This window comes from Micromonospora sp. L5 (assembly GCF_000177655.2).
Classification (GTDB): Bacteria; Actinomycetota; Actinomycetes; order Mycobacteriales; family Micromonosporaceae; genus Micromonospora; species Micromonospora aurantiaca.
Window position 1 is genome coordinate 2,172,534 of the sequence record NC_014815.1, and the last position, 20,300, is coordinate 2,192,833.

General features: G+C 74.0%; 26 protein-coding genes and 1 pseudogene. 13 read left to right on the forward strand and 14 right to left on the reverse strand.

From position 1 onward, the window contains the following. Nucleotides 1–10 precede the first annotated feature (10 nt). Entirely contained in the window at nucleotides 11–3,283 is a 3,273-nt protein-coding gene (locus tag ML5_RS10525) for a hypothetical protein (RefSeq protein WP_013474662.1), read from the reverse strand. Nucleotides 3,284–3,526: 243 nt separating this feature from the next. Here ML5_RS10525 and ML5_RS10530 point away from each other — a divergent pair, with 243 nt between their 5' ends. From ML5_RS10530 to ML5_RS10540, 3 genes are all read left to right on the forward strand, one after another. Further along, on the forward strand, nucleotides 3,527–4,420 hold the full coding sequence (locus ML5_RS10530; protein WP_013474663.1) for a sulfotransferase domain-containing protein: 894 nt from the start codon (nucleotides 3,527–3,529) through the stop codon (nucleotides 4,418–4,420). Nucleotides 4,421–4,447: 27 nt separating this feature from the next. Next, nucleotides 4,448–4,960: a hypothetical protein gene (locus ML5_RS10535; protein WP_236619397.1), complete on the forward strand. Its 513-nt coding sequence runs from the start codon at nucleotides 4,448–4,450 to the stop codon at nucleotides 4,958–4,960. A gap of 64 nt (nucleotides 4,961–5,024) precedes the next feature. Continuing rightward, nucleotides 5,025–5,735 carry a helix-turn-helix domain-containing protein gene (locus ML5_RS10540; protein ID WP_013285176.1) on the forward strand — a complete coding sequence of 237 codons (711 nt, stop codon included), beginning with the start codon at nucleotides 5,025–5,027 and terminating at the stop codon, nucleotides 5,733–5,735. Here the strand turns inward: ML5_RS10540 and ML5_RS10545 are convergent. Together ML5_RS10545 and ML5_RS10550 are read right to left on the reverse strand one after the other, a co-directional pair. Further along, nucleotides 5,717–6,295: a dihydrofolate reductase family protein gene (locus ML5_RS10545; protein WP_013285177.1), complete on the reverse strand. Its 579-nt coding sequence runs from the start codon at nucleotides 6,293–6,295 to the stop codon at nucleotides 5,717–5,719. The two genes, ML5_RS10540 and ML5_RS10545, sit on opposite strands and share 19 nt — an antisense overlap. Before the next feature lie 54 nt (nucleotides 6,296–6,349). Beyond that, nucleotides 6,350–6,814: a rhodanese-like domain-containing protein gene (locus ML5_RS10550; RefSeq protein WP_013474666.1), complete on the reverse strand. Its 465-nt coding sequence runs from the start codon at nucleotides 6,812–6,814 to the stop codon at nucleotides 6,350–6,352. 62 nt (nucleotides 6,815–6,876) lie between these two features. On the opposite strand from ML5_RS10550, the gene ftrA reads away from it, so the two are divergent. Beyond that, nucleotides 6,877–7,878 carry a transcriptional regulator FtrA gene (ftrA, locus tag ML5_RS10555; protein WP_013474667.1) on the forward strand — a complete coding sequence of 334 codons (1,002 nt, stop codon included), beginning with the start codon at nucleotides 6,877–6,879 and terminating at the stop codon, nucleotides 7,876–7,878. Here the strand turns inward: ftrA and ML5_RS10560 are convergent. The 3 genes from ML5_RS10560 to ML5_RS10570 are packed head-to-tail and all read right to left on the reverse strand — an operon-like array spanning nucleotide 7,845 to nucleotide 8,996. Continuing rightward, on the reverse strand, nucleotides 7,845–8,213 hold the full coding sequence (locus ML5_RS10560) for a nuclear transport factor 2 family protein (RefSeq protein WP_013285180.1): 369 nt from the start codon (nucleotides 8,211–8,213) through the stop codon (nucleotides 7,845–7,847). The two genes, ftrA and ML5_RS10560, sit on opposite strands and share 34 nt — an antisense overlap. Then, a complete protein-coding gene (locus ML5_RS10565) occupies nucleotides 8,191–8,667 on the reverse strand; it encodes an SRPBCC domain-containing protein (RefSeq protein ID WP_013474668.1) in 477 nt (158 codons plus the stop codon). Before ML5_RS10565 ends, ML5_RS10560 begins: the two co-directional genes overlap by 23 nt. After that, nucleotides 8,664–8,996 (reverse strand): helix-turn-helix transcriptional regulator, encoded by a 333-nt coding sequence (locus ML5_RS10570; RefSeq protein WP_013474669.1) that lies wholly within the window; start codon nucleotides 8,994–8,996, stop codon nucleotides 8,664–8,666. The genes ML5_RS10565 and ML5_RS10570 overlap by 4 nt, the downstream gene beginning before the upstream one ends. 215 nt (nucleotides 8,997–9,211) lie before the next feature. Here ML5_RS10570 and ML5_RS10575 point away from each other — a divergent pair, with 215 nt between their 5' ends. Together ML5_RS10575 and ML5_RS10580 are read left to right on the forward strand one after the other, a co-directional pair. Then, nucleotides 9,212–9,934, forward strand: coding sequence for a hypothetical protein (locus tag ML5_RS10575; RefSeq protein ID WP_041784170.1), 723 nt, complete (start codon nucleotides 9,212–9,214; stop codon nucleotides 9,932–9,934). Between the two features lie 70 nt (nucleotides 9,935–10,004). Next, complete coding sequence (locus ML5_RS10580) at nucleotides 10,005–10,958, forward strand: FAD-binding oxidoreductase (RefSeq protein WP_013474671.1); 954 nt, start codon at nucleotides 10,005–10,007, stop codon at nucleotides 10,956–10,958. A gap of 25 nt (nucleotides 10,959–10,983) precedes the next feature. Here the strand turns inward: ML5_RS10580 and ML5_RS10585 are convergent, their stop codons facing one another. Continuing rightward, nucleotides 10,984–11,409, reverse strand: a complete 426-nt coding sequence (locus ML5_RS10585) for an iron chaperone (RefSeq protein WP_013474672.1) — start codon at nucleotides 11,407–11,409, stop codon at nucleotides 10,984–10,986. Between the two features lie 143 nt (nucleotides 11,410–11,552). Between ML5_RS10585 and ML5_RS10590 the strand changes: the two genes are divergently transcribed. Next, entirely contained in the window at nucleotides 11,553–12,290 is a 738-nt protein-coding gene (locus ML5_RS10590) for a VOC family protein (protein ID WP_013474673.1), read from the forward strand. Nucleotides 12,291–12,341: 51 nt separating this feature from the next. Here the strand turns inward: ML5_RS10590 and ML5_RS31475 are convergent. Further along, nucleotides 12,342–12,449 (reverse strand): annotated as a pseudogene (locus tag ML5_RS31475) (ADP-ribosylation/crystallin J1); the annotation flags it as partial. Between the two features lie 90 nt (nucleotides 12,450–12,539). On the opposite strand from ML5_RS31475, the gene ML5_RS10595 reads away from it, so the two are divergent. The 3 genes from ML5_RS10595 (at nucleotide 12,540) to ML5_RS10605 (ending at nucleotide 14,715) form a co-directional block, all read left to right on the forward strand. Further along, the gene (locus ML5_RS10595; RefSeq protein ID WP_013474675.1) at nucleotides 12,540–13,076 is read left to right on the forward strand and encodes a DinB family protein; all 537 of its coding nucleotides are present in this window, start codon (nucleotides 12,540–12,542) and stop codon (nucleotides 13,074–13,076) included. Nucleotides 13,077–13,159: 83 nt separating this feature from the next. Then, on the forward strand, nucleotides 13,160–13,774 hold the full coding sequence (locus ML5_RS10600) for a dihydrofolate reductase family protein (RefSeq protein WP_013474676.1): 615 nt from the start codon (nucleotides 13,160–13,162) through the stop codon (nucleotides 13,772–13,774). 47 nt (nucleotides 13,775–13,821) lie between these two features. Further along, a complete protein-coding gene (locus ML5_RS10605; RefSeq protein ID WP_013474677.1) occupies nucleotides 13,822–14,715 on the forward strand; it encodes a hypothetical protein in 894 nt (297 codons plus the stop codon). Between the two features lie 2 nt (nucleotides 14,716–14,717). Here ML5_RS10605 and ML5_RS10610 read toward each other — a convergent pair whose 3' ends face one another. From ML5_RS10610 to ML5_RS10635, 6 genes are read right to left on the reverse strand one after another with little or no spacing between them, the layout of a single operon-like run. Then, nucleotides 14,718–15,254 (reverse strand): SUKH-4 family immunity protein, encoded by a 537-nt coding sequence (locus ML5_RS10610; protein WP_013474678.1) that lies wholly within the window; start codon nucleotides 15,252–15,254, stop codon nucleotides 14,718–14,720. Beyond that, nucleotides 15,251–15,796: an SUKH-4 family immunity protein gene (locus ML5_RS10615; RefSeq protein ID WP_013474679.1), complete on the reverse strand. Its 546-nt coding sequence runs from the start codon at nucleotides 15,794–15,796 to the stop codon at nucleotides 15,251–15,253. Before ML5_RS10615 ends, ML5_RS10610 begins: the two co-directional genes overlap by 4 nt. Continuing rightward, the gene (locus tag ML5_RS10620; protein WP_013285191.1) at nucleotides 15,793–16,320 is read right to left on the reverse strand and encodes a hypothetical protein; all 528 of its coding nucleotides are present in this window, start codon (nucleotides 16,318–16,320) and stop codon (nucleotides 15,793–15,795) included. The genes ML5_RS10615 and ML5_RS10620 overlap by 4 nt, the downstream gene beginning before the upstream one ends. Next, complete coding sequence (locus ML5_RS10625) at nucleotides 16,313–16,807, reverse strand: hypothetical protein (protein WP_013285192.1); 495 nt, start codon at nucleotides 16,805–16,807, stop codon at nucleotides 16,313–16,315. Before ML5_RS10625 ends, ML5_RS10620 begins: the two co-directional genes overlap by 8 nt. Nucleotides 16,808–16,810: 3 nt before the next feature. Next, complete coding sequence (locus ML5_RS10630) at nucleotides 16,811–17,140, reverse strand: hypothetical protein (protein WP_013474680.1); 330 nt, start codon at nucleotides 17,138–17,140, stop codon at nucleotides 16,811–16,813. After that, nucleotides 17,137–17,550 (reverse strand): YbaB/EbfC family nucleoid-associated protein, encoded by a 414-nt coding sequence (locus tag ML5_RS10635; RefSeq protein ID WP_013474681.1) that lies wholly within the window; start codon nucleotides 17,548–17,550, stop codon nucleotides 17,137–17,139. Before ML5_RS10635 ends, ML5_RS10630 begins: the two co-directional genes overlap by 4 nt. Before the next feature lie 178 nt (nucleotides 17,551–17,728). Between ML5_RS10635 and ML5_RS10640 the strand changes: the two genes are divergently transcribed. The 3 genes from ML5_RS10640 to ML5_RS10650 all read left to right on the forward strand — a co-directional run bounded on the left by ML5_RS10640 (nucleotide 17,729) and on the right by ML5_RS10650 (nucleotide 20,274). Then, entirely contained in the window at nucleotides 17,729–18,343 is a 615-nt protein-coding gene (locus ML5_RS10640) for an RNA polymerase sigma factor (protein ID WP_013474682.1), read from the forward strand. Next, entirely contained in the window at nucleotides 18,336–19,250 is a 915-nt protein-coding gene (locus tag ML5_RS10645; RefSeq protein WP_013474683.1) for a CU044_5270 family protein, read from the forward strand. Before ML5_RS10640 ends, ML5_RS10645 begins: the two co-directional genes overlap by 8 nt. A 70-nt stretch (nucleotides 19,251–19,320) precedes the next feature. After that, complete coding sequence (locus ML5_RS10650; protein ID WP_013474684.1) at nucleotides 19,321–20,274, forward strand: FAD-dependent oxidoreductase; 954 nt, start codon at nucleotides 19,321–19,323, stop codon at nucleotides 20,272–20,274. Nucleotides 20,275–20,300: the final 26 nt, after the last annotated feature.

Consider the following 20,300-nt stretch of genomic DNA (forward strand, 5'->3'; position numbering starts at 1 on the left):
CCCGGCGTGGTCAGCTCATGTCGAGCGTGTACGCGGCCTCCCGTACGTCGGCGTCCGGATGACGGCGCAACCCGACGAGCAGGTCCCGCCACGGCGTCTTCCAGCCGAACTCCGACCCGTGCGCGACCAGCGCCACCGCGAACAGGCCAGCGGCCAGGTCTCCGCGCCCGGCGAGGTGGTCCACCGTCTCGGCGAGGGCCGCCGGATCGGGCCGCCGCCGCATGGTGAGCAGGCGATCGCCGACGCGTTGCGCGGTGCGGACCGCTACCACGGGCCGGCCGGCGCAGAGTGCGGCGACCTCGTCCAGCTCGTCGAGCCGGCCGAGTTCGACGAGCAGCCCGGTGGCCGTACCCAGGAAACCGTCCTGGCCGGCGAGCCACCGCGCCGCCTCGACCAGCCCGGCCCGGTCGGTGCCGGCGGGGCGGCTGTCGGACCAGAGGGCCGCGCCCTCCGTGAGCAGTTCGACGCGCCGCCGGGCGGGCCGGTCGGCGGCCGGGCCGCCCGGGTCGTCGTCGGCCGCGTCCCGTTCCACCAGCCGGGCCAGCGCGGCCCGGAACGCCGTGTCGCCACCGGCCCGCAGCAGGTTCGCCACCCCGATGGCCGGCGTCGTCTCGTCCGGGTCGGTGAGCCGGTCCACGACCAGGTCGGTGACGTCGGTCAGCCACGGCGACCACTCGCCGAGCGCGTCGAACGCCGCGCGCCGGACCTCCCGGTCGTCGGCCCGGCACGCCTGCACCACCAGCGCGGCGTAGGCGCGGCGGTGGCGCTCCGAGATCCCCGACGGGTACGCGCCGAGCACCGCCCGCCGCTCCTCCCGGCCGGCGTGCACCGCCGCGCGCAGAACCGTCCAGCCCGCCTCGGTCCCCAGCCGCTGCCGGGCGGCGGAGACGATCGCCGCGCGCACGTCGCGGTGCGTGCCCGGATCGGCGTACGCCTCCCCGAGCACCACCATCACGTCCACCTGCGCGTAGCGGGCCAGGAGCCGCGCGGCCTCCTTGCGGCTGGTGACCTTCGCGGCGCCGGTGAGCACCCCGCCCAGCAACTCGGCCAGGCGGGCCGGCGGGACGTGTCGGGCGGCCCGTCCGGCGGCGTACAGCGCGACGCGGGCCCGGTCGCCGTCGGCGTACCGGAGCAGCAGCGGGAACGCCTCGTCCGGCCGGTCGGTCCAGGCCAGCGCGCCCAGCGCCGCCTCGGCGATCGGCACCTCGGACGCGTCGACGTGGCGCAGCACCATCTCGCGTCCGGCCGGGCCGGCCCCGGCGGCGGCCCGGATCGCCGCCGCCCGCTGCCACACCCGGTGACCGGAGTCGGCGACGACGCGCGCCTGAAGCGCCACGAAGCGTTCCTGGTGGCGGGGGAGCCACCGCTGTGCCCGCGGCGCCGGGCCGGGCACCCACCGCTTCCCGTTCTCCACGAACCGGCCGCGCGGCGGCCGGTCCAGCACGCGGTCGAGCAGGTCGGTGCGGGACGTGCAGACGATCGCCCACACCTCGTGGATCGCCACCGCCGACGCGTCGACGTCGAGCACCTCGGCGACGCGCCGCGAGCGGGTACGCGGATCGGCGAGCCACAGCCCGACGGCCGTACGGGCCACAGCGGGCAGGGTGTCCGGCCCGATCGTCCGGCGCAGCAGGTCTTGAAGCTCCGGCAGACGCCAGGCGCGCCGGCCGAGCGCGGGGGTGAGCGCGAACAGCAGTCCGTACCGGCCGCGCGCCATGCCGGCCTCGATCCGGCCCCGCAGCCGGTCGAACACCACCCGCTCCTGGCCGTGGCGCAGCACCGTGTCGAGCCGGCGCAGCACCGGCACGTTCGCGTCGCTGCTCACCGCGTCGATCGTGCGCAGTGCCCACTCGGTCAGCTCCGGCACGTCCACGTGAAGCGTGAGGACGTCGACGGCGAGCCGGCTCAACGCCGTGGTGGTGGTCGCCGAGGTGTCCCGCGCGTCGACCGCGTCGGTGGTGAGCCCGGTCAGCCCGCCCGCGCTCGTATTGGTGAGCAGCGGTGCCACAGTGGCCAGCGCGGTGAGCGCGGCGGCGCGTACCGGGTCCCGCTCGTTGCGCAGCCGGCCCAGCCGGACCACCACCTGGGCCACCGTCCGCGGATCACGGGAGCGGCGCGCGGCCGCCACCAGCAGCCGCCACCCGTCCGCCCGTTCGTCCGCGTCGCCGGAGCGCAGCGCCGCGCTCGCCGACGCGGACGCCTCCGGCCACGGCAGGTACGCGCTCCAGAACCGCACCTGCTCCTCCCGCTCCCGGACGGACGGGAGGGTCAGCACGCGGGCCGCCTCGCGTGCCCGTACCGCCGCCGGCAGCACCTCCATCACCGCGGCGCCGGGTAGCAGCGCCGTGGTGTCGGTGTCGGCCAGCGCTCCGTCGTACAGCTCGGCGCGGCGGCTCGGCGGCACGGCGCGCAGCAACGCGGCCAGCGCCCGGTCGTGCTCCCGCAGCCGGGCGGCCAGCGGGACCAGTTCACCAGTGGGCAGCGTGGCGAGGCGGAGCAGCAGCGCCCGGGGCAGCACGGTCCGGGCCAGCCAGGCCGCGCGGCCGGGCGACGTGAGCAGGCGTACGACCCGGCGCGCGTCGTGTGCGGCGAGCCGCCCGTACGCGACGATCGGGCCGGGCAGCGACTCCTCGGGCGCGTACGCGTCGAGCAGGTCCAGGGCCCGCGCGGGCTCACCGCGCAGCACCGCGCCGGCGGCCTCCGCCCAGATCCGCCCGCGCGACTCGGGCGGGGCCGCGGCGAGCCGCTCACCGGTGCGCGCCAGAACGATGTCGCTGTGCGTCCGCATCAGCCGTTCCGGGTTCAGCGCGTGTTCCAGGTCGGGCAGCCAGGCCCGTACCGTCTCGGGGCCGCAGGCCGGCAGCAGCGCGGCGGCCTCGTGGTCGCCGAACCGCTCGCGTACTCCGATGATCAGCGCGTCGGCGACGGCCGGCACCGGGTTGCGGCGCAGCGCCCGGTAGACGCGCCGCCGCGCGTCGGCTGGCTGGTCGGTCAGGTCGGCGGGCGTCACGCCGGCCCGCACGGCGGCGGTCAGCGCGGTGGCGGCGATCGAGGGTTCCGGGTCGTACGTCGCGGCCAGGACGGCCGCGGTGTCCCGGCTGGCCAGGGCGGCGAGCAGCGCGAGACGCCGCTCGTAGGGCCCGTGCCGGCGCAGGTCGGCGCAGACCTGTGCCCGGTCGGGCGCGGTGCGTGCCCATGCCACGAGACGCCGCGTCCGGTCGCGGTGGGACAGCGGGTCGAGGGCGGTCAGCAGGTCGCGGGTGGCGGTGAGCACGGCGCTCATTGTGCCGGTGCGCGGTTCCGCGCGGGTGCCCCTCGCGCTTATTCCGCAACTCCTATGGAAATTGTAGATTTTCAGCTTACTCCCAGCTGTCCGGGATTGACATCAATCGGACCGTCGGGGATATTCCTAGCGGCGCGTCGGGGCGCGGGGCGGAGCAGGCGAGGTCTGCGGACTTCACCTGCGTGACGTGCGGAAAGGTGTTCGTGCTGCCCCTGCTCCGCGGGGTCCGGATGAGGTTGGGAAATGATTAATCGGGCCGTCGAATTCGCCAAGCACAATTCGCCGAATTCTCTGCGCGTCAAGGCCCGGCGGGCGCAGATGGAAGCGCGCAACGCCCGCATGCGACTCACCGTTCCGGTGGTGGCCCGTAGCGAGTTCGACAACATCTTCCACTGCACCGTCCGCAAGACCGGCAGCCAGTGGATCAAGGCGCTGTTCAGCGACCCGGCCGTCTACCGCCACTGCGGGATGCTGCCCTACGACCCGCGCTTCTACTCCGGCGGGGCGACCGCGCCGGTGCCGGCCGGCCGCATCGGCCTGGCAATCTTCCTCTCCCACAAGCGGTTCGAGGCGGTGCCCAAAGCCGGCAGCTACCGCGCGTTCTTCGTGATCCGCGACCCGCGCGACGTTGTCGTCTCCAGCTACTTCTCGCTGCGCAACTCGCACGCCCCGATGGGCGACATCCCGCAGGCACGCAAGGCCCTCCAGGAACTGCCGAAGAAGGAGGGCATGCTCTACGTCATCGACCGCCTGCGCGACAAGAAGCAGTTCGGGCAGATGCGGTCCTGGGCGGTCGCGCCGAGCGACGAGACGTTCCGGCTGTTCCGCTACGAGGACCTGACCGGCGAGCGGCAGGCCGACGAGGTCGACCAGCTCCTGCGGCACTGCGGCATCACGCTGCCCCCGGCCGAGCTGGAGGCCCTGCTGGCGCGCTACAGCTTCACCAGGATGAAGAAGTCCAAGGAGACCCCCGGGCGGATCTCCCACTACCGCAAGGGTGCGTCCGGCGACTGGCGCAACCACTTCGACGACGACATCTACGCCGCGTACACGAAGGCAGCCGGTGACCTCGCGGAGATCCTCGGCTACCCCGCCCGGGACGACGAGCGGAACGGGCAGGAGTCCGCCGCACGGTAGTGCGGGACACAGGACCGGGTGAGAAGAATGCCGGACCGGGAGATGATCATTGCTTCCCTGGGAACCGCCGGGGTGGAGGTGGTCGACTTCCACTGGGACTCCGCCGGGCTCCCGGCCTCGGCGGCCTGGATGCTCTCCGCGTGCTCGACCGAGGACGGCAGGGAGGATGTCGAGTTCATGTTCGACGACCCCTGCCTGATCGAGGGCGCCAACGCGGCGTGGTGGGACTTCGCGTACACGGGCCGGTTGTTCGACGAAGAGGGGTGCTTTCTCGTCTCGGTCGGGCCGGTCGACGGAGAGCCGTCAGCGAGGCCGCACTGGGCCCGGGTGCGGCTGCGCGACGAATGGGACGTCATCGGCAAAGGCGTGGACCAGGGTGTGCTGGGAGGCCCTTCGGGGCGACCTGGCTTCGTCATGGCGGCGCTGGACGAGCGTGTGATCGTCGGCGCGACCACCTGGAGCGGATTCATCAGCGTCATGAGGCTGGCAGATCCGACGACGGCCGAGCCGATCCGCCGGGCGATGGGTTTGCGGGACTGAGCCGGACCGGCCGTTCCCCTGGCGCCCGACCACTCGTGCGCCGTGGCCGCCGTATGCTCCTGCCGTGGAGCTGCGGTTCACCACCCGGGCGTCCGACTCGGCCTGGATCGACACCGTGTGGACCTGCACCAGCGATCGGGTCGACGAGATGACCTCGGTGGCGACCCCGTGCTGGGGGCTCGTGTTCTGGCAGCGCGACGGGCGCTCCCACGCGGCCGTCTCCGGCCCCGAGACCGCGACCGGCACCGCGCCGGTGCCCGAGGGCGCCACATTCGTCGGCATCGAGTTCGCGGTGGGCACCTCGCTGCGGCTCGTACCCACGCCCGAGCTGGTGGACAGCGGCGCCGAGCTGCCCGACGTGAGCCGCCGGACGTTCCGGCTCGACGGCGGCCGGTGGCCCACACCCGGCCCGGACGACGCCGAGGCCCTGGTGGACCGGCTGGTCCGTGCCGGTGCGGTGGTCCGCGACCCGCTCGTCACCGAGACGTTGCGCGGCGGCCGTCCACCGGCGTCACCGCGTACCCTCGAACGCCGGTTCCGCGCGGCGACCGGGCTGACCCGGGGCGCGGTGCGGCAGATCGACCGCGCGCGCCGCGCCGCCGTGCTGCTGGCCGCGGGCGGCCCGCCCGCCGACGCGGTCACCACCTTCGGGTACGTGGACGAACCGCACCTGGCCCGCGCGCTGCGCCGGTACGTCGGACGGACGGCCGGTGAGCTGCGCGCGGGCGCCGGTGGTGCGATAGCGCTGGACCCGGCTCAGCGGGTCACGTCGTAGATCAGCTTGACGACGCCGTTGGGGTAGGCGGCGGAGTCGCGCAGACGCAGTGTCTGCCGGTCCCGGTCCGCCTGGCTGAACAGGCCCTTGCCGGCGCCGAGCAGCACCGGGAAGACGAGCAGGTGGTACCTGTCGATCAGGTCCGCCTCGGCGAGACGGCGGGCGAGTTCGGCGCTGCCGTGGATGAAGATGTCGCCGCCGTCGCCCTGCTTGAGCGCGGCGACGTCGGCGGTGCTCCGCAGGACGGTCAGCGGTCCCCAGCCGTCGATCAGCGCGTCCTCGGGCAGGCTGGACGACACCACGTACTTCGGCAGATCCCGGTAGGCGGCGTGGTCCTCGGAGTCGCGCCAGGTCGGCGCGAACGCCTCGTAGCTGCGCCGTCCGAACATCAGCGCCGTGGTCTGTTCCAACTCCTCACCCTTGAGCGAGAACGCCTCCGGCAGGAACTCGACGTCCTTGACGACCCAGCCGCCGCTGCGGTGCTCCTCGCCCGGACCGCCGCCGGGGGAGTCCACCACGCCGTCGAGCGACATGAATCCGGTATAGACAAGATCACGCATGCGGCCATGCTAGGAACGGCCACCACCTGCCGTCTTGTACGGAACCGACACGCCTCAGCAGCCGCACGTCGCGCCGGCCGGGGCGGTGAGGTCATCGGCGGGCCGCCGGACCAGCCCGGCCTCGGTGCGTACCGGGAAGCCCTCCCGCACCCAGTACTCGTACCCGCCGATCATCTCCTTGACCGGCCGGCCGAGCCGGGCGAACTCCAGCCCCGCGCGGGTGGCGCCGTTGCAGCCCGGCCCCCAGCAGTACGTGACCACAGTGGCGTCCGTCGGTACCAGCTCGCCCGCCCGGCCGGCGATCTCCGCGGTGGGCAGGTGCACGGCGCCGGGGATGTGCCCCTGCCGCCACGCCGGAAGGGAGCGCGAGTCGATCACGACCAGGCCGGTCACGCCCGCCTCAAGGTCGGCGTGCACGTCGCTGACGTCGGCCTCGAAGGTGAGCCGGGCCGCGAAGTGGGCGAGGGCGTCGGCGGGACGGGCAGCGGGGATGCGCAGAACGTTCGACATGGCACCCATCGTGGTGGCCGCCGTCCGGTCGCTCCAGTGGCGCGAGCGACGCTGTTCGCTAAGATCCCGCCATGAACCGCGCCACCGTGTCGGTGCTGGCGTACGAGGGCATGTCGGCGTTCGAGACCGGGATCGTCACGGAAGTCTTCGGCCTGCCCCGCCCGGAGTTCGACGTCGGCTGGTACGAGCTGACCGTCTGCGCGGAGACACCCGGCGCGGTGCGGCTGGTCGGCGGCGCGACGCTGCACACCGGCCACGGCCTCGACGCGTTCGCCGCCGCCGGCACGCTGATCGTGCCCGGCGTCGCCGACGTGCACGCCGACCCGTCACCAGCGCTCACCGACGCGCTCCGCGCGGCCCACCAGCGCGGCGCCCGGATCGTGTCGATCTGCTCGGGCGCGTTCGCCCTGGCCGGCGCGGGACTGCTCGACGGCCGCCGCGCCACCACCCACTGGCGGTACGCCGACCTGCTCGCCCGGCGCCACCCGGCGGTACGCGTCGACCCGGACGTGCTCTACGTTGACGACGGCGACATCCTCACCAGCGCCGGCAGCGCTGCCGGTCTCGACCTCTGCGTCCACCTGATACGCCGCGACCACGGCCCGACGATCGCCAACGCGGTCGCCCGCCGGCTGGTCGTACCGCCGCACCGCGAAGGCGGTCAGGCGCAGTTCATCGAGGCGCCGGTGCCCGGCGACCCCGAGGACGACCGGCTCGCCGCCAGCATGTCCTGGGCGCTGGCGAACCTCAGCGCCCCGATCACCGTCGACCGGCTGGCACGGCGGGCGCACATGTCGGCCCGTACCTACCTGCGGCATTTCGCGCGGGCCACCGGCACCACCCCGATCCGGTGGCTGATCGACCGGCGCGTCCAGGCCAGCCTCCCGCTGCTGGAGACCACCACCGCGCCGATCGAGGAGGTCGCCACGACGGTCGGGTTCGAGACGGCGGTGACGTTCCGGCACCACTTCACCGCAGCGATGCGGACCTCGCCGTCGGCGTACCGCCGGGCCTTCACCCGGCCCGGCGGCCGCCACGCTCACGACCCGGCAGACCCCAGCGGTACGACGTAGGAGTCGACGCGGGCGATGAGCCCGTCCCGGAACGTGAACAGGTCGTTGAAGGCGAAGCGGAACGGCCCGTGCTCGACGCTGACGCCCCGGCCCTCGCCGGTCACCACGACGACCGGCCCGTCCTCGTGCACGCGCTCGACGTCGAGCTGCGGGCTGCCGGTGAAGGCCGGATTCTCGATCTCGCCGTCGAACTCCGTCCGGCCCCGGGTGGTGCGGTGGCCGTGGATGACCCACTCGACGTCGTCGGTGAGCGTGGCGAGGATGCGCTCGTGGTCGCTCGCCCGGAAGCCGTCGAAGTATTCGGCGACCAGGTCACGCTGGGTTGCTCGGGTCACTGCTGTCTCCATCGTCGTGGTGTCGGAGGTGGGCGGCGAGGGCGTCGAGGATCGAGGCGAGCCCGTCGGCCGCCTGGTCGGTGCGCAGCTCGGGCGGAAGCTTGCGCTGGTGCACGGTGAGGTCGGTGCCGTGTCCGGCGGGCCGCAGCGTGACTGTGGTGCGCAGGCCGGTGACCGGCTCGTCGAACACCAGCTCGCTCGGCGGTTCGACGCGTACGTAGACGAACCGCAGCCGCCCGGTCCGGCCGTCCGGGGCACGGGTGTCGAGCGCGAACTCCCCGCCGGGTCGCAGGTCGACAGTCACCGACGCCTGCGGCACGGTGGCGTGTGAGCCGCCCCAGAACGCGGCGATCCCGGTCGGTGAGGTGAAGGCATGCCACACCCGGTCGGGCAGGGCGGGCAGATGGCGGCGGGCGATCAGTTCGTCGCCGTTTCGTTCGGTAGCCGCCCTCACCGGGTCGCCTCCGGAGCGGAGAGGTGCGTCTCCAGCGCGTCGAGGCGGTCGTCCCAGGCGCGGCGCTGCTCGTCGATCCACGTGCTCAGCCGGGTGAGCCGGTCGACGCGCAGCCGGCACGGTCGCCGTGTGCCCTCGCGTCGCTGCTCGACCAGGCCGCACCGGCGCAGGACGCCGACGTGGTGGGAGATGGCCTGCGGCGTCAGGTCGAACGGCTCACCCAGCTCGCCGACTGTGGCCTCACCACGGGCGAGGCGGGTCACCAGGGCGCGGCGGACCGGGTCGCCGAGGGCGGCGAAGGCGAGGTCGAGGTCGGGATCGGAGGGCATGCCCCGCAGGCTATCGCAAACATACGTTTGCGCAAACAAGTCTTTGCATATTGCTGGTCAGGCGGGTGGCCTCCGCGCCGGAACGTGGCAGGGGGTGTGGGCGTTGGGGAAGCAGGGGACGGGAACGGCCGTTTCGGGCGGTGTGGCATAGGGAACGTCGTCAGGACGGGCACGAGACGGAGGTCGACGTGAGGACACCGGGCCGCCGTAGGCGGATGCTTGGCGTACCCCTGCTCGTCACCGCGCTGCTGGCCGGCGCGTGTGGCGACGGCGGAGAGAACGACGGCGGCGGCGACGCGGGGCCGGGCGCGACCTCGGCGGCCCCGGCGCCCACGGCCCTCACGCCGTCGGCGTCGCAGTCGTCCGGCGGGCGCGTGACGATCCCGACGTCAGCCTTCGCCGATCTGCCGCCGGAGCTGCGCAAGACCGACGCGCAGCCGATGGAGGTCACCGACGCGCTGCCCGGATTGTGCGACCAGGAGTTCCGCAGCGGCGGGCGGTCGGTCACCGCGAGCGCCGCCATGATGAGCGCCTACAAGCAGCCCAAGGACCCGCCGGAGAACGTCCCCTACGGCACGCTGCACCAGACCGTCTTCGCCTTCGAGGGCACCGGCGCGGCCGACTACCTGCGCCGGGTCCGCGGCGCGGTCGCGGACTGCCGGTCGTTCCAGGCCTCGGGCGGCACCGTCACCGTCCGGTCCGAGCCGATGGCCGGAACCGGGGACGAGGCCCTGCTGGTGACGGTGAGCCGGCCGGCGACCAGCCTGGACGGCAGCCCGGCCGAGGGCCGGACCACCAGCCAGATCCTCGTGATCCGGGTCGCCGACGCGGTCACTGTCGTGCACGACCAGGGCTGGGAGGGCACCAGCAACGACCCCGGCCTGGCCGACGACGTCGCCCGGTCCGCGGTCCGCGGCCTCGACTCCTGGCAGCGCTAGCGACGGCGGCGCGCCACCCGGGGGTGCAGAATGGGCGGACCGCCGCGACCGTCGAGTGGATGGAGCCGCCATGGCCGCACGTCCGGACGTCGTCGTCCTCGGAGCGGGGGTGAGCGGGCTCAGCACCGGCATCCGGCTGGTCGAGAGCGGCGCCCGGGTGCTCGTTCGCACCGCGGCGCCGCCCGCGCACACGACGTCGGCGCTGGCCGGGGCGATGGTCGGCCCCAATCTGTCCCCACCCGGCGACCCGCAGCGCGCCTGGACCGACGAGACGCTGCGGGTGCTCGGCGCCGAGCCGCTGCCGGGCGTGGCGTGGCGCGACGGCACGCTCGCCGCCCGGCCGGAAGGGGCGACGCCCCCGTTCGCCGACCAGACGCCGGGCTTCCGGTCGCTGGGCGACGACGAGCGCCCCGCCGGCTTCGGCACCGCGTTCACCGTCCGCCTGCCGCTGGTCGACATGCCGGTCTACCTCGCGTACCTCCTGGAACGTTTCCGGGACGCCGGCGGCGAGGTGCGGGTTGCGCCGGTGGCCTCCCTCGACGAGGCGGCGACGTCGGCCCCGGTGGTGGTCAACTGCGCCGGGCTGGCGGCGCGGACGCTGACCGGCGACACCGGCCTGCACCCGGTGCGCGGCCCTCGGATCGTGGTGCGCAACCCCGGCCTGGACCGGTTCTTCATGGAGGCGCCGATGGCGCCGACATGGGCGTCGATCTTCCCGCACGGCGACCACGTGGTGCTCGGCGGCGGCCAGCGGCGCAGCGACGACACCACCCCCGATCCGGCCGAGGAGGCCGACGTCCTCGCCCGGTGCGTCGCGATCGAACCCGCCCTGGCCGCCGCCGAGGTCCTCGAACACCGCGTCGGGCTGCGTCCCGGCCGGGCGGCGCCGCGCGTGGAGGCCGAGCGGCGTGGCGACGCGCTCGTCGTGCACAACTACGGCCACGCGGGCAACGGCGTGATGCTGTCCTGGGGCTGCGCCCGCGAAGCCGCGGCGCTCGCCCTCGGCGGGACGCCGCCCGCCTGACGGCGCCGCCGGTCCGGCGGCACGGTCAGGACACGGCGGCCCGCACCAGCTCGGTGATCTTCTTCTCCACCTCCGGGCTCCACTTCACCAGCGCGAACGACGCCGGCCACATGTCGCCGTCGTCGAGGTTCGCCGCCTCCTGGAAGCCCAGCGTCGAGTAGCGGTACTTGAACTTCCCCGCATCCTGGAAGAACACGACGATCTTGCCGGCCGCGTTGGCGTACGCGGGCATGCCGTACCAGGTCTTCGGCGCCAGCTCCGGCGCGGCGGAGGTGATCGTCATGTGCACGCGCTCGGCCAGCTCGCGGTCCTCCGGCGCCATCTGCGCGATCCGGTCGAGCACGGCCTGGAGGTCGTCGGCCTTCTTGGCGCCCTTCTTGCCCTCGGCGCGCAGCTCGGCGGCGCGCTCCTTCATCGCGGCGCGCTCCTCGGCGCTGAAACCGTCGGACATCTCGATTCCCCCTCGTGGCTCGCGGTCCGCGTGGTGCGACCGCCTGACGACAACGCTATGGCGCGGCGGTCACGGTGCGCTTCTCGATTCCTGATCACCTGCCGGGACCACAGCGACCAGGCGCGGCACCTACCATCGCCGCCATGGCAACGCGGCTCGTACAGATCAACATGAAGGCCCACGACGAGGTGGCGCTCGGCGGCTTCTGGGCGAAGGTGCTCGGCTGGGGGATCTCCAGCGAGGCCCCCGGCGTGACGAACCTCGAACCCGAGGACCTCACCTACCCGGACCCCCGCGCCCTCTACGTCGACCTCGTCGTCTCCGCCGAACCGAAGACGGCGAAGAACCGCGTCCACGTCGACCTCGCGACCACCTCGGCCGCGCAGCACGCGGAGGTGGTCGCGCGCCTGACCGCGCTCGGTGCCACGCCCGCCGACGTGGGTCAGGGCGACGTGCCGTGGACGGTCCTGGCGGACCCGGAGGGCAACGAGTTCTGCGTACGGGAGCCGAACCCGCGGCACGCCGACACCGGGCCGATCGCCGAGGTGGTGGTCGACTGCGCCGATCCCCGCGCCATGGCCGGGTTCTGGAGCCGGGCCACCGACTGGACCGTGCACGAGGTGACCGACCGGCAGGCGGTGCTGCGCTCCGCTCAGGGCGTCGGGCCGTACCTGCGGTTCGTCCGCACGGCCGACGCGAAGACCGGATGGAACCGTGTCCACCTCGACGTCCGCCCGTACGCGTCGGACGACCTGGACGCCGAGACCGCCCGCCTGCGGTCCCTCGGCGCCACCGACGCGGACCTGGGCGGGGCCGACATCCCGTGGCGGGTGCTGGTCGACCCGGAGGGCAACGAGTTCTGCGTCCTCACCCCGGCCTGACCCACCGGCGGCGGTGCCGGGCGGGCGCGACCACCCGCCCGGCGTCGGTCAGACCGGCTGGTCCGGCAGCCGCGGCGGCCAGGCCCGCCAGCCGGAGGCGCGGACGAGGTCGAGCTCCCGCGGGCCGGTCGGGCGCCACAGCGTCGTCGTCTCCGTCATCGCGTACCCCTCTCGCGTCTCGTCCCGCGAACCGTACCGGCGGACCGTCGCCGCCCCCCATGGATTTCGCCGGCTGCCTATGCTTCGGCGATGGACGATGCGACCACCGAGAGCGAGGCCGAGGCGCTGCTGGCCGTCCTGGAGCGCAACCGGCGGACGTTCGCCTGGAAGACCGACGGGCTCGACGAGACGGGCCTGCGCGCGGTCACCGCCGCCAGCACCATGACGCTCGGCGGCCTGATCGCGCACATGGCCCTGGTCGAGGCGGACTGGCTGGCCGTGAAGGTGGCCGGTCAGGCATACGGATCGCCGTGGGACGGCGTCGACTTCGATGCCGAACCCGACTGGGACTGGCGCTTCGGTGCGCAGGCCGCACCGGACGACGTGTACGCCCTGTGGCGGGCAGCGGTGCAGCGGTCGCGCGGGCTGGTCGACGCCGTCGTCGCCGAACGTGGACTGGCCGGGCCGTCGTCGTTCACCTGGCCGGACGGCCGGACCCCCACCGTCCGCAGGATGCTCCTCGACATGATCGAGGAGTACGCCCGGCACACCGGTCACGCGGACCTCCTCCGCGAGGCGGTCGACGGGCGCGTGGGCGAGGGCGCGCCACCGGATTTCCCGTTCTGATCCCGGGTGACGTCGTCGCGGGCCGATGAGTTTGACACGGTGCGGCGGTCAACCCGTCGAACCCACTGCGAAGGAGCACCGCGATGGCCACTGTCATCTCCACGCTGTTCATCTCGGCCGACGGTGTCGCCGAGATCGACCCCGACTGGCACTTCCCGTACTTCGACGAGAACATGGGCCGCGCCGTCACCGAGGACTACGACACCTCCGACGTGCTGCTGATCGGCCGGGAGACGTACGACAGCTTCGCCGGCGCCTGGCCGGACCGGGAGGCAGCCGGCGGCGAGGACGCGCCGTTCGCCAAGCAGCTCGGCGACATGCGCAAGGTCGTCGTCTCCCGCCAGCCGCTGGAGTTCTCCTGGCGCAACTCCGAGCTGATCCAGGGCGACCTGGTGGACGCCGTGCGCGCGCTCAAGGCCGACGCCGGCATCAAGGGCGTCCTCATCCCCGGCTCGATCTCGGTGGTGCAGCAACTGCTCGCCGCGGGCCTGGTGGACGAGCTGCGGCTGCTGGTGCACCCGGTCGCCGCCCGTAAGGGCCGCCGGCTGTTCGACGAGGGCGACGCGCCGTACCACCTGCGGGTGGCCGCGACCGAGGCGTACCCGACCGGCGTGATCCGGGTGATCTACACCCCGGCCCCGGCGCCGGGCGCTGTCGGCTACGACGACGTCAAGGACCAGGTGCCGGCCGGCAGCTGACGATCACGGGGCGGCGGCAGGCGGCATGCCGTGAAAGGATCCGCCGCGTGCGTCGCGCCCCGCTGCTGCTGATCCTCGCGGCCGTGTCCGCCGTCGCCCACGTCGTCGGCGTCCTGGTGGCCGCACCGCTCTGGCGCGGCGCGGAGGTGCTGAGCCTGGCGCTGCTGCTCGCGTACGCCGTCGCCGCCGGACTGCCGGCGCCGCGCTGGGCGGTGCCGGCGGCGCTCGTACCGCTGATCGTGGACGCGGTCCGCACCATGCCGACCGAGCCGGGCGCGGGAGACTTCGGCTGGACGGTGTACGGCAGCGGCGACAGCGCCGTCGACCGGACGGCCGGCTTCGACGCGGCGCTCGCCGGGAGCTGGGCGGCGCTTGTCGCGGTGGCGGTGCTGCTGCTCGCGTACCGGGGTCGTGGCCGGCGGCGGCACCTGATCGCCGCGGCGGTCGCCGCCGCTCCCGTCGTCGGGTACGCGGCCGTCCGGGTCGCCGACATCGGCGTCGCCGCCGGTACCCGGGTCGTGGAGACCCGCAGCCGCACCACGCTGACCCGGGTGGACGGCCCGGGGTACCACGACCAGGCCGACGTCGTGCCCGCGCTCGTCCTCGCGGTGCTGCCGCCGCTGGCGCTCGCACTCGCCGCGCTGGCGCTCGCCGCGCTGCTGGCCGGACGGGGCCGGCGGCTCGCCGCGACCGGGGCGGCACTGCTGGCGGTGCTCGCGTTGCCGCTGCTCGACGCGGCCATCGAGGCCGTGCGCCTGCCGGTCTCGGCCGACGGCACCGCCCTGTTCGCCTGGTACGCCATCACACCCACGACCGCGATGCCGCAACCGATGACGGCGCTCACGGCGGTGGTGGAGCTGGCCGCGTACCTGCTGCTCGTCGCCGGGCTGACCGGGGCGGACCGTGCCGCACCGGCGGTGCCCGCGCCGGCGGCCGGTTGACGTCAGGCGGTCGACTCCAGCTCGTCGAAGGCCATGTTCCACCACGACTCCGGCTCCGCGAACGCCACCGGGTCGACCGGGCGCAGGTCGTCGCGGATCGCCGCCGCCCGTGCGGCCCGTTCCCGCCCGCCCGGGTCGGTGGCGATGAGCTGCCCGAGCCGGTAGAGGAATTCCACGAACGCGGCGAACGTGCTGTTCACCGTCTCCAGGTTCGGCGTCTCCAGGTCGAGCAGGATCACCGCGCCGGTGCCCGCGTCCAGGCAGAACAGCAGCGCCGGGTCCTCCGGTGAGGCGCCGAGCACGACGTACGGGCGGGGGCCCTGGTCGCCCAGCTCGATCGACAGCGTGGAGAACAGCTCGACTTCGGGGACCGAGACGTCGACCGTGAACAGGATCGGCACCTCGACCGGCAGCGCACCGTCGGGCGGGAACACCTCCGGCCCGAGCGGCCCGAGGACCGCGTCGAAACGCTGGTCGGGGAAGTAGATGACGCCCCGCTCACCCCACAGCGCGGTGAGCTGCTCCCGGGTCACGGTCACGGCTGCGCCTCGTCCTCGTCGACCTCGTCCGCGTCGTCGAGCAGGCCCTGCCGGTCGAGGAACGCGTACCACGCGTCGTCGTCGGTGACCAGCTCGGCGTAGCCGGGGCCGAGCACGTAGTAGTGCACGAACGAGTCGAGGTCGGGCGCCAGCTCCTCGAACGCGTCGCCCATGAACCACTCGGTGCCGGTCGGCGGGAAGTACCACACCGCGCCGGTCGCCCGCTCCACGAAGATCGGCTCGTCGCTGCGCGTGCCGACGACCAGCCAGCCGGTCTTGTCCTGCGGGATGGGGGAGAAGTCGGGCGCGTAGTCGAGGAAGTACTGCACCCCGGCGAGCCGGCCGGCCGAGGCCAGCTCGAACGCCCCGGCCCGCAGGCCGTCGGCGGCGAGCAGCAGATCACGCAGGCCGGCCGGCAGCTCCGCCGGCACGTCACCGTCGTCGGCGGGCGCGCCGATCTGCGCGTACGCGAGACTCGCCGGCTCGTCCGCGGCCAGGTCGGCGCGGAGTTCGTCGAGAAGCTGCGCGAGATCGGAAGTCAATCCACTACCTCTATTCGGATCGGGGTTCCGTCCGGCAGATTCTGGATCTGCCCCCAGATCTGGGAGCCGATGTCCGTGTTGGTTCTACCATGCAGCAGCTTGAGGTTGTCGACGGTGTCCGGCCCGCCGAGCTGCAGTTCCCATACGTGGTCGGGATGGTAGTCGCTGAGCCGTTGACTGAGCCGGTTGGCGAGGTCCTTGTCGTGCGGCCAGTACTTGTCCCAGATCTTCTGCCGGATCCGGTCCTTGTAGCCGTCGGTGATGCTCTTGTCGCGCTGCACCGGGTTGGTGGCCTTGTAGAGCTTGCCCTCGTCGCTGAGCTTCTTCAGCGCGGCCATCTTGCGCCGGAACTGGGCGGTGGCGTGGAAGTCGCGGCGCTCCACCCGGACCACCTTGGTGGGCAGGCTCCGGTTCGGTCCGGTGACCCGGACGATCGGCTTCTCCAGCTTCTCGACCGCCTTGCGGACGATCTTGCCGGCGGCCGGTTTCGCGGCGGCGCCCCGGCCGCGCCTCGGGCTAGGCATCGAGCAGTCTCCCGATGACCTGGTCGATGAGCGCGCCGACGATCTCCCGGGTGATGATCTGGAAGATCGGGATCTCGGCCAGCGAAGCGCCGAACGTGACCACGGCGGTGGCGATCGCCTGGGCGACCTGGAACGCGAGGATGGCGAGCTGCACGATCACCGCGATCTTCAGCGCCAGCACGATCGCCGCGCAGATGATCAGCCCGGCGCCCAGCAGCATCGCCGCGGGCATGCTGTCGTGCAGCACGAGCGGCCCGTTCTGCTCGCCGCCCCACCACTTCTGGAACGCCGCGATCGCCGGGCCGACGTTCTGCGTCCACACCTGCGCGGCGGCCGCGTCCGCCTCGCCGGCCGCCGCCCCGATCCGGCCGCCGAACTCCAGCCACGCCTGGCCCATCTCGAAGAGCTTCTCCTCGTCGGCGGCCGGCCAGGTGTAGCCGATCCAGCCGAGCGCGGTGACCAGCTCACCGGGTAGTTGCAGTCCCACGGTTCACCCCAGCCCGCCGGCCAGCGAGCGCATGGTGCCCGCGCCGTCCTCGTCGACCCGCTCGTACGAGTCGGCCATCCCCGCGATGTCGGCGCCCGCCGAGGTGAACTCGTCGGCGGCCATGCCGAGGCAGTCGAAGATGTAGTTCGCCACCTCGGTGTACGCGATGCCGATCAGCGACCCGATGTCGTCGGCGCCCCACGGCTCGCCGTAGCCCTGCATCCGCGCCTCGAACGCCTCCAGCTCGCCGGTGAACCGCTTGGCCACGTCGGTGACGCCGCGCCCGGCGGCCCGGATCAGCGGCGGGTGCACCTCGAAGCCGCCGCCGCTCATCGCTGCCCGCCGCGCGCCAGCCGTTCCTGCGCCTCGGTGAGCGCGTCGAGGAACGACCCGAGCCGGGGTACGGCCGTGTCCCGTACCTCCTGCAACTGCTCCCGCAACTGCGACATGTCCGCGACCTGCGGGGCCGGGCCGGCGCGCAGCCCGTCGATCGCCGCGTTGACGGCGGTGACGATGTGGGCGGTCAGCTCGTCGGAGCCGAGCCGCATCAGCCGCGGCTCGACGTGCAGCGAGTGGAGCCGGCCGTCGCGGCCCATCTCGGCGCGTACCTGCCCGTCGGCGGCCTCGCCCACCGCGGGCGTCTCCGCCTCACCCTCCGGCGGCGGACCCACCGTCCGAAGTGCCGCCATCGTCGCGTCGAGCATGCGGGTGAAGTCGCCGCTCATCGAAGGATCCGCACTCATGAGCCCTCCCCAAGGCCAAACGCCACGAGCGTAACCGAGAGGGACAAAGCGATTCCGCCCCGTACGACCGCGCGGTCCACGACGGACCGTCCGACCGGCCTACCGTCACGGGCGTGAACCGTCCGGACGCGAGCAGCGGACAACAGGTGACACGTCCCCACTCGCCGAGAGGCCGCGCATGAGAAGACTGAGACGGGCGACGGATGCCGACGTCGGCGCGCTCACCGACGCCGAGGTCGTCGCCCGGTCCGTACGGGAACCGGAGACCTTCGCCGCGATCTTCGACCGGCACGCGCCGCAAATCCACCGCTACCTGGCGCGCCGCCTCGGCTCCGCGGCAGCCGACGACCTGGTCGCGGAGACGTTCCTCGCCGCGTTCCGGCGCCGGGACCGGTTCGACACCGGCTGCCCGAACGCCCGCCCCTGGCTGTACGGGATCGCCACCAACCTCGTCGCCCAGCAGCGGCGCACCGAGGAACGGGAGTACCGGCTGCGGCAGGTGTACCACCCGGCGACGTCCGAGGCGTCCCCCGCCGACCGGGTAGCCGCCGAGGTGACCGCGCGGTCGCTGCGCCGGCACCTGCTGGACGCGCTGGCCGGGCTCGCCGACGGCGACCGCGACGTGCTGCTGCTCGTCGCCTGGGAGGACCTGACGTACGAGGAGGTCGCCGCCGCGCTGGCGATCCCGGTCGGCACCGTGCGGTCGCGGCTGAACCGGGCGCGCCGGCTGCTGCGGGAACGGCTCGGCGGCGAACCGGCCGACACCATCGAGGAGGTACTGAGTAATGGATGAGATGAGACTGCTCCAGCGGCTCGGCGACGAGACCGAGCTGCCGGCGGACGAACGGCTCGGCGCCGCGCGTACCCGGCTGGTCGGCGCGATGACCACGACGGAGGCCGCGCCGGTTCGGCGGGCACGACGGCCGGCCTGGCGGCTGGTCCTCACCGGCGTCGCGACGGCGTCGGTGGCGGCGTCGCTGGCCGCGGTGCTGGTGCTGGCGCCGGACCGGATCGGCGGCAGCGCGCCCGCCGCCCGGGCCGACGCCCGGCAGGTGCTGCGCGACGCGGCGGCGGCGGCGTTGCGGCTGCCGGACGTCGAGCCCCGGCCCGACCAGTTCGTCTACACCCGGATGCAGGACGGTCCGCAGCTGCGGGAGAGCTGGGCGTCGGTGGACGGGACGAGGGACGGCCTGGTCGTCGAGCACCCGGCGGGCGGCCGCCAGGAGTTCGTGCTCCCCGGCTGCCGGGACGGCCGCGCGAAGATGTACAAGGGCGGGCAGCTCCTGCCGGGCACCGAACCGTGCGTGCCGAGCCCGGCCTACGACCCGGCCGTGCCCACCGACGCCACAGCGATGCGCGCCTACCTGGACAAGCACCGCAGCGGCGAGCCCGGTGACGTCAACGCCGCCGCCAAGGACGTGCTGTCCCTGCTCGGCGACTCGTACCTGAGGCCGCGCTCGCGGGCCGCGCTCTTCGAGGCCGCCGCCGCGACACCGGGCCTGGAGGTGGTGGAGAAGGCCACCGACGGCGCGGGCCGCTCCGGTGTGGGCGTCCGCTGGCCCTCCCCGGGGCGCAGTCCAGCTCTGATGGTGCTGGTGTTCGACCCGCGGACGTACGCGTTCCTCGGCGTGGGCGGGGAGGCGGGCACGTCCGCGGTGCTGTCCGTCGCCGTCGTGGACCGGGTCGGCCAGAAGGGCTGACGCCCACCGGGCGGGTCGCCTCCCTGGGCGGCCCGCCCGCTCCGGTCGTGCGTCCGGGGCCTGCGCCATCATGGGCGTCATGACGAAGGCGGACGTGGTGGTGGTCGGCGGCGGGGTGATCGGGATGACGACGGCGCTCACGCTCCAGCGGCGGGGCGCACACGTCACCGTCCTGACCGCCCACGACCCGGCCGACACGGTGTCGACGGTGGCCGCCGCGGTCTGGTACCCGAGCCACACCGAGGAGGATCCCCGGGTGCTGCGCTGGGCCCGGGACACCCACGCCGAGCTGCGCCGCCAGGCGGCCGACGGGGTGCCGGGAGTGGTCGACCGGCCCACCCGGATGTGGTTGCGCCACCGCTACGCCGGGCCGCCCTGGTGGGCCGACGCCTGCGGCGACCTGACGGCCGAGCCGGCGGAGCCGCCGTACACCGCGCTGCTGCGGTTCACCGCCCCGTCGGTGGAGATGACCCCGTACCTCGCCTGGCTCCGGCAGCGCCTGGAGGCGGGCGGCGGCCGGATCGTCGGCCGCGCGCTGGGCACGCTCGCCGAGGCGTACGAGGTCGCCCCGGTCGTGGTGAACGCGACCGGCCTGGCCGCCGGCCGGCTCGCCGCCGACCCGGCCGTGTACCCGGCGCGCGGGCACGTCCTGCTGGTGGCGAACCCGGGCCTGACCGTCTCGGTACGCGACGAGGACGACCCGGCGGGCGTCACGTACGTGCATCCGCGCCGCCACGACGTGGTGCTCGGCGGCACCTACGAGGCCGGGGTGGGACACACCCGCCCTGACCCGGAGGAGGCGGCGGCGATCCGGCGCCGGTGCGTGGCGCTGGTGCCGCAGCTCGCGGACGCGCCGGTGCTGGGGGAGCGGATCGGGCTGCGGCCGGCCCGGCACGGCGGCCCCCGGGTGGAGGTGGACCCGGCGGACGTGCGGCTGGTGCACGCGTACGGGCACGGCGGCGCCGGGGTGACGCTGTCCTGGGGCTGCGCCGCCGAGGTGGCCGACCTGGCCCTGGGCGTCTGACCGCCCCGGCGCGCGACGGTCCACCG